General features: G+C 75.1%; 6 protein-coding genes and 2 pseudogenes. 5 read left to right on the top strand and 3 right to left on the bottom strand.

Annotation, left to right across the window (positions count from 1 at the left end; translation table 11 throughout):
- The 3 genes and pseudogenes from BU198_RS00670 to BU198_RS00660 all read right to left on the bottom strand — a co-directional run.
- Positions 1 to 1,078, bottom strand: a pseudogene (locus BU198_RS00670) (hypothetical protein); the annotation flags it as partial.
- A gap of 116 nt (positions 1,079 to 1,194) precedes the next feature.
- Positions 1,195 to 2,070 (bottom strand): hypothetical protein, encoded by an 876-nt coding sequence (locus BU198_RS00665; protein ID WP_188294818.1) that lies wholly within the window; start codon positions 2,068 to 2,070, stop codon positions 1,195 to 1,197.
- Between the two features lie 61 nt (positions 2,071 to 2,131).
- Entirely contained in the window at positions 2,132 to 3,670 is a 1,539-nt protein-coding gene (locus BU198_RS00660; protein WP_411293120.1) for a hypothetical protein, read from the bottom strand.
- Between the two features lie 185 nt (positions 3,671 to 3,855).
- Here BU198_RS00660 and BU198_RS00655 point away from each other — a divergent pair, with 185 nt between their 5' ends.
- The 5 genes and pseudogenes from BU198_RS00655 to BU198_RS00635 all read left to right on the top strand — a co-directional run.
- Positions 3,856 to 4,905, top strand: coding sequence for an IPT/TIG domain-containing protein (locus BU198_RS00655; RefSeq protein WP_188294817.1), 1,050 nt, complete (start codon positions 3,856 to 3,858; stop codon positions 4,903 to 4,905).
- Between the two features lie 196 nt (positions 4,906 to 5,101).
- Complete coding sequence (locus BU198_RS00650; protein ID WP_188294816.1) at positions 5,102 to 5,626, top strand: hypothetical protein; 525 nt, start codon at positions 5,102 to 5,104, stop codon at positions 5,624 to 5,626.
- 201 nt (positions 5,627 to 5,827) lie between these two features.
- Positions 5,828 to 6,604 carry a LamB/YcsF family protein gene (locus BU198_RS00645; RefSeq protein WP_188294815.1) on the top strand — a complete coding sequence of 259 codons (777 nt, stop codon included), beginning with the start codon at positions 5,828 to 5,830 and terminating at the stop codon, positions 6,602 to 6,604.
- On the top strand, positions 6,601 to 7,227 hold the full coding sequence (gene pxpB, locus BU198_RS00640; protein ID WP_188294814.1) for a 5-oxoprolinase subunit PxpB: 627 nt from the start codon (positions 6,601 to 6,603) through the stop codon (positions 7,225 to 7,227). The genes BU198_RS00645 and pxpB overlap by 4 nt, the downstream gene beginning before the upstream one ends.
- Before the next feature lie 12 nt (positions 7,228 to 7,239).
- A pseudogene (locus BU198_RS00635) lies at positions 7,240 to 7,549 on the top strand (allophanate hydrolase subunit 2 family protein); the annotation flags it as partial.

Raw genomic sequence — 7,549 nt, 5'->3', positions numbered from 1 at the left:
TGGTGCGGTCGGCCTCGGCCGCGGTGACGGCGCTCGCGGCGGCGGCGACCTCGATGGCGAGGTCCTGGGCGCGGTCGCGTTCGGCGGCGGCGCGGGAGGCGAGCGCGTGGGCGAGGCGGCGGGTGCGGCGCTCGGCGGTGCGGTGGGCCTCGCGGACGGTCTCGCGGGCGGTGGTGGCCTCGGCGATGCGCTCCAGCAGGTCCAGCGAGCCCGCGGTGAAGTCGCGTTCGGCGGTGAGTTCGGCGCGGCGGCCGAGCTTGGCGGCGAAGCCGTGGACGAGGTCGGCGAGGCCGTCGGTGTCCCTGGTGTCGGTGACGGCGCGCAGCAGGAGGTCGGTGAAGTCGCTGTCGTGCTTGACCGCGAAGAGGCCGGCCGCCTCGCCCTCGTCGGCGTTCATCTCGCGCTGGTAGCGGAAGAGTTCGGGGTCGAGGCCGAGTTCGCCGAGGTGCTCGGTCCAGCGGTCGTGGCCGTCCTCGAAGACCAGGTCGAGGTGCGGGTGGGCCTTGCCGGCCTCGGTGAGGGCGTCGCGGAAGCCCTTCATGGTGCGGCGGCGGCCGCGGGCCTTCTGGTCGCCGGACAGGCTGACCCGCTCGGCGACCGGCAGCGAGTCGAGGGTCAGGCCGGGGCCGGGACGGAAGGAGTACCAGGTCTCGGCGAACTTGCGCGGGTCGGAGGAGACCTGGCGGCCGCGCCACTCGCTGACCTTGCCGACCACGATCAGCTCGCCGGTGACGGTGTGCTGCCACTCCAGGGCGACGTGGCCGCAGTCGTCGGCGAGCAGGAACTTGCGCAGCACGCCGGAGCTGGCGCCGCCGAGGGTGTTGCGGTGGCCGGGGAGCATGACCGAGAAGATCAGCTTGAGCAGGACGGACTTGCCGCCGCCGTTCTCCAGGAAGAGCACGCCGGCCGGGGCGGGGCGGCGGACCGGGCCGTCGACGTCCTCGCCGAACAGGCCGATCTGCTGCGGGGCCGGGTCGGCGACCGGCTCGCCGACGCCGCGCAGGTCGAGCACCGTGTCGGCGTAGCGGGCGCCGGCCGGTCCGATCGAGTAGAGGCGGACCCGGTTGAGCTCGTACATGTGCGGCGGTTCTCCGTGGCTTGCGTGGCGTGAGGGACGGGCGGCGCGCCGGTTCGGGCGGGTGGGCCGGGGGCGGCGCGGTGGGCTCCGGGCGGGTGGTCCCGGAGCGCCTGGGCTCAGAGCGAGTGGAACGGCAGGCCGGCGTCGGCGACCAGTTCGTCGCCGGTGTCCGGCGGCAGCAGGCTGGCGGTGCCGTCGGAGACCGGGACGATGCCGAGGTCGAGCAGTTCGGCCATGGCCGCGCTGCCCGCCAGGTCGCGGACCTGGAGCTGGTAGCGGGCGGTGGTGCGGTAGGTGCCGCCGGAGTCGTCGGAGACCTTCTGGAGGAAGCCGGAGTCGACCAGGAACAGCACGGCCTTGGCGACGATGCCGATGGTGGAGCCGGAGAGCCGGCGGGCGTCCTTGGTGGCGCCGGTGGCGGTGCGCCGGGCCCACACCCGCCAGGCGGCCTCCAGGCCGGGGGCGTCGGAGGCCGGGTCGGTGTTGGCGCCCTCGGCGTCGGCCTGCTCCTCCAGGCGGCGGCAGGCCTGGCGGACGAAGGAGTCGACGCCGTTGACGGTGATCCGGCCCAGGTAGCCGTCGTCGGCGAGGTCCTCGGGGCGGGGGAAGGCCATCGCGGCGACGGCCAGGTGGGCCAGGCCGTGCAGGAAGCGGTCGGTGGACTCGGAGGCGGCGCGGCGCGAGTAGTCGCCCATCCGGACGGCGAACAGCGAGTCCTCGGCGGCGGCCACGGCCATGCCGGCCCGCGGGGAGACCTCCAGGACGACCAGGCCCATGCCGGTGGCGATGGCGTCGGCGAGCCGGGCGAACGGCGGGTCCTCGCGGTGGCGGCGCACCAGCTCGGCGTACTCGGCGTCCCGGGCGGGGAGCAGCTTGGCCTGGAGGCCGAAGGAGACCAGCCGGGCGGCGTCCGCGACGTCCGCCGGGGTGATCGGCGCGGGGGCCGCGGGTTCGCTCTCGGCCGCCCAGGACGTGTCGTGGTGGGTCGTCACGGGCGGTGCTCCTCAGGGGTGGCGCGGTGGGTGCGGTTCGTCAAGGCGGGTTCCGGGCCGGTCAGCCGGCGTCCTTGCGGTCGGCGGCCATGCCGACCGCGTCGAGCAGGGCGCTGCCGACGATCAGGTCGGCGCCGCCGAACTCCCGGTCGCGCAGCGGGGTGCCGTCGTCCACGGCGAACAGCAGCCGCTCCTCGCCCTGGCGGTACGCGGTGCCGACCGGCGGGCTGGCCGCGTGCACGGCGAGCAGGGCGACCAGGTACGGCAGGTCCGGGTCCTGCTTGCGGGCGTCGGCGAGCAGGCCGGAGAGCCGGCGGGGGGCGTCCGGGGGCAGGTCGAGCAGGACCATCGCGGACTCCAGCTGGGCCTCGGAGAAGCGGCTGTCGTCGGGGGTGGCGACCAGGTCCGGGTCGGGCAGCTCGGCGCCGAGGTGCTCGCGCTCGACCGGCGGGGTGAGCAGCAGGTCGACGAGGTCGGCGACCCGGACCGAGACCGGGGTGCGCAGGCCGGTGCCGTGGGCGAAGAAGGCGCCGGTGGGGCGGACGGCCTGCTCTATCGGCAGCCGCAGCACGGGGGCGAGCAGCTGCCCGTAGAGGTCGATGCCGCTGCGGGCGCCGGGGGTGGCGAAGGCCTGTCGGTCCTGCTCGGCGCGGAACAGCGGTCCGGCCTCCAGCAGGCGGGTCTGGAGCTGGGTGTGGCGGCGGATGCAGTCCTTGACGATGTCGACCAGCTCGGCGGCGCGGCGCTTGTGCTCCGGCTCCTCGGCCTCGTCGCGGGCCTTGCGGATGTTGGTGAGAATCGCGTTCTCGTGCCGGTAGCGGTCGGCGATGTGGTCCAGCGCCTCCTCGATGAGGTCCGGGACGGCGCGCATCCAGTCGACCGCCCGGACGTTGCGGCGGGTGGCGTCGAGGGCGCGGCGCAGCGTCTCCGCGTACTGGACGGTGCGGTAGCGGGCCTGCTCGGCGGCGAGCTGGGCGTCGGCCAGGCGGCCGCGGCGGATCAGCACCTCCAGCTTGACCTCGGCGGCGATCTGGGCCGAGGTGACGTCGGTGTCGAGCGCGCCGACCAGGACGTTGACCGCCTCGTCGGTGGTGCGCAGGTAGACGCCGCCGTCGGGGCCGGGGACCTCCTCGATCAGCTTGAAGTCGTAGTCGCGGCGGACGTACTCGCCGTCCGCGCCGAAGGTGCCGTAGACGGCGCGGAAGCCGCGGTCCACGCTGCCGACGTTGATCAGCGACTCCAGCACCCAGCGGGCGACCCGCTCGTGCTCGGCGGCGGGGCGGCCGGCGGCCTGGGCGGCGACCCTGGGCAGCATCCGGGCGAGGACTATCTCGCGGTCGGCCCCGGTGTCGAAGTCCATGTGCAGGGTGACCAGGTCGATCGCGGCGAGGCCGACCTCGGCCATCGCGTAGCCGCCGTACTCGCCGGCCAGGTTGACCTTGCGGTTGTCCAGGTCGTGCAGCGGGGCGGTGCAGGCCAGCGCCTTGAGCCGGCGGGCCAGGCCCTCGTCGGCGGCGGGGCCGGGCGCGGGGCGCACGGCCGCCGGGCCGGCGGGCGGTCGGAGGCCGGGCTCGGTGGGCGGGTCTGCGATGGCGGTCACGGAGGACAAGATTAGGGGTTCGCACCGACATCGACCGAAACGGGCCTTGCGGACGGGTGGAGCGGCAGGTCGGCGAGGGTGCGAGGGTCGATTTCGGAACGTGGTTTCGACGGGATTCCGCCATTCTCGAACCCGTATTCGAGAAAACCGTGAGGGCGGCGCGATAGTTCGGTGATGATCGACGCATGATCACCCGACTGGCCAAAGCGGGCCTCGCCGCCGCGCTGTCCGTGACCACCCTCGCCATCGGCGCCGTCCTCACCACCGGCGCCGCCGCGGCCGCGCCGGCCGGCACGCCGTCCACCTCCGCCCAGCACGTGACCGTGTCACAGAGCGGGAACTACCCCGGCGGCTTCTTCACCACCGGCAACATGTCGGTGGGCTGGACCACGTCCGGCACCGCGGACGTGACCGGGCCGACGCACATCACCCTCGACCTGCCGCCGGGCGTCACCACCGACGGCGCGATGTTCTTCCCCACGCCGCCGGACTACACCTTCACCACGGCCCTCTCCCCCGACCACCGCCACCTGGAGGCCGTGTTCACCGCCACCCGGGCGCCCGGGAGCTACAACTTCATGAAGCTCAACCTGGCCACCACGCCCGGCGTGCCGATCGCCGGCGCGATCACCGCGACGGTCGCCAACCCGAACGACACCGACCCGACCGGGCACATCTCCGCCTACGACCTCGTCAGCAAGAGCTACCTGCCGGCGACCGTCCAGGCCGCCCCGGCCGTCACCGGCCTCGACACCGCCACCGGCCCGGCCGCGGGCGGCACCGCGGTGACCGTCAACGGCGGCAACCTGGCCGGCGGCATGGTGCTGGTCGGCGGCCTCCCGGCGCCCGGCCGCTGCACCGACACCGCCTGCACGGTGACCACGCCCGCGGGCTCGGGCAGCGCCCCGGTCAGCGTGGTGACGCCCGGCGGCACGGCCGCGGCACCCGCCGCCTTCGACTACACCGGAACCCCGCCGACCCCGGCCGCGCCGACGATCAGCAGCCTGTCGCCCGCCTCCGGCCCGGCCGCCGGCGGCACCCGGGTGATCGTGTTCGGCAGCAACCTGACGTACGGGACGGTGGCCTTCGGCGGGGTTCCGGCCACCCACGTCTCCTGCGGCCCGACCGCCTGCACGGCCACGGCCCCGGCGGGCGCCCAGCCCGGGCCGGTGGGCATCACCGTCACCACGGCGGGCGGGACCAGCGCGCCGGCGACGTACACCTACACGGCGTAACGGCCGTCCGAACGCCGCGTGCGGCCCTTGACCGGTGCCCGGGTTCCACGGAACCCGGGCACCGGTGCGTTCCGGGCCTCCCTTCCCTTCGGAAGGTGTGTTGAACATGTTCAAAAGATGGGTCTAGAGTCGGTTCCGCGCAGGCGGGACAAGGCTCCGCCTGCACTTCGACGTGCTCGGCATGGAGGTGTGCGAGATGGACGGCGATTCGGCGGTCATCCTTCGCAAGGTCCGACGGTGGCTCTGGTTCTTCCTGGTCTGCCTGGTGCTCAGCGGCCTGACCGCGTTCTCCCTGGGGACCGAGACCCGCTGGCTGGTCGACTTCGCCCACGGTCCGGCCGCCCCGCTGAGCGACCGCGTCCCCGCCGCACTGGCCTGGCTCGAACGGGTCCACACCGGCGTCGCCGAGACCAACGAGCGCTACCCCTTCCTCGCCTACGGCACCGACTGGCTGGCCTTCGCCCACCTGGTGATCGCCGCCGCCTTCTGGGGGCCGCTCAAGGACCCGGTCCGCAACATCTGGGTGATCCGCTGGGCCGTGCTCGCCTGCGGAGCCGTCATCCCGCTGGCACTGATCTGCGGGCCGCTGCGCGGGATTCCGCTGACATGGCGATTCATCGATATGTCGTTCGGGGTCTTCGGCGTCGTACCGCTGCTGATCGTGCTGCGGGCGCTGCGTCCGCTGGAGCGCGCCTTCCGGGAAACGGCTCCCGCGTACTGAACCCGGGCGGCCCCGGCGCACTCACCGACCCGAGCGACCCCTCGCACCCCCTGGCCCCCGGGGCGGCCCGGCGCGGCGCCGCCCCGGGGCGTGCGCTCCCGGGCACACGCCGCAGCGCCCGCGGGGCACCGGGTCACGGACAACGGCCTTCATCCGCAGGCCCTACCATCTGGCTCAACAGCTGCTGGGAGGCGGACGGGCGTGGCCGATGCGGTGATCGATCTCAATGCGGACCTCGGCGAGGGGTTCGGACGCTGGACCCTGACCGACGACGAGGCGCTGCTGTCCGTGGTGACCAGTGCCAACGTCGCCTGCGGGTTCCACGCCGGGGACCCGTCGACGATGCGTCGGGTCTGCGCACTGGCGGCCGAACGCGGCGTCCGGATCGGCGCCCAGGTCTCCTACCGCGACCTGGCCGGTTTCGGCCGCCGCTCGATGGACGTGCCCCCGGAGGAGCTCGCCGACGAGATCGCGTACCAGATCGGCGCCCTCCAGGTGTTCGCCCGCGCCGCCGGTTCCAGGGTCTCCTACGTCAAGCCGCACGGCGCCCTCTACAACCGGGTGGTCGGCGACTCCGAGCAGGCCGAGGCCGTGGTCGCCGGCGTGCTGCGGGCGGGCGCGGTCTGCGACGGGCCGCTGCCCGTCCTCGGCCTGCCCGGCTCGCTGCTGCTGGAGGTGGCCGAGGGCGTCGGCCTGCCGGTGGTGGCGGAGGCCTTCGCCGACCGCGCGTACACCCGCGCCGGCACCCTCGTCCCGCGCCGCGAGCCGGACTCGGTGGTGGAGGACCCCGGGTCGGTGATCACCCGCGCCGTCGGCATCGCCAGGGACCGCGCCCTGGAGGCCGTCGGCGGCGAACGGGTCGCCGTCGAGGCCCGCTCACTGTGCGTCCACGGCGACACCCCGGGCGCCGCCCAGCTCGCCTGGCGGATCCGCGGCGCCCTGGCCTCCGCCGGGGTCCGGGTGGAGGCCTTCACGTGACGGTGGGGGCGGTGCGCCGGGTCGGCGAACGGGCGCTGCTGGTCGAGCTGCCCGGGACGGCCGAGGTGGCCGCGCTGTACGGCTGGCTGAGCGAGCGCAGGGAGGCGGGAGCACTCGGCGCGGTGGAGGAACTCGTACCGGCCGCGCGCACCCTGCTGCTGGACGGCGTCGCGGACGTCGACGCGGTGGCGGCGCTGCTGCGCACCGCCCGGCCGGCCGCGGCCGGGGCGGCGCACGGGCCGCTGCTGGAGGTCCCGACCGTGTACGACGGCGCCGACCTGGCCGAGGTCGCCGCACTCTGGGGGGTGTCCGAGGAGGCCGCCGTCCGGATCCACACCGGACCCGAGTACGTCGTCGCCTTCTGCGGCTTCGCCCCCGGTTTCGGCTACCTCACCGGCCTCCGGGAACGGTACGAGGTGCCGCGCCGGGCCACCCCGCGCAGCTCCGTCCCGGCCGGCTCGGTCGCCCTGGCCGGCCCGTACACCGGCGTCTACCCGCACCCCTCCCCCGGTGGCTGGCAGCTGATCGGCCGGACGGCGCTGCCCCTCTGGGACGCCGGCCGCGAGCCCCCGGCCCTGCTCGCCCCGGGCACCAGGGTCCGCTTCACGGCCGAACGGGCCTGAGGGGAGGCGGAGTTGAACGAGCTGGTGGTGGAGCGCCCCGGGCCGCTGACCACGGTCCAGGACCTCGGACGGCGCGGGGTCGCCCACCTCGGGGTGCCCAGGGCCGGAGCGCTGGACGAGCCGGCGCTGCGCGCCGCCAACCGGCTGGTCGGCAACGACCCGGGGGCCGCGGGCCTGGAGACCACGCTCGGCGGGGTCGCGCTGCGGGCCGTCGGGACGGTGGTGGTGGCCGTCACCGGTGCGCCCTCGCCCGTCCGGGTGGACGGCCGGCCGGCCGCCTGGGGCGCGCCGGTCGTGGTGCCGGCCGGGGCCGTGGTCGAGG

The sequence above is a fragment of the Streptomyces sp. CBMA156 genome (assembly GCF_014596515.1).
Taxonomy (GTDB): Bacteria; Actinomycetota; Actinomycetes; order Streptomycetales; family Streptomycetaceae; genus Kitasatospora.
Note: the sequence above shows the minus strand (reverse complement) of the source record. Positions and strands in the feature narration are given on the sequence as shown.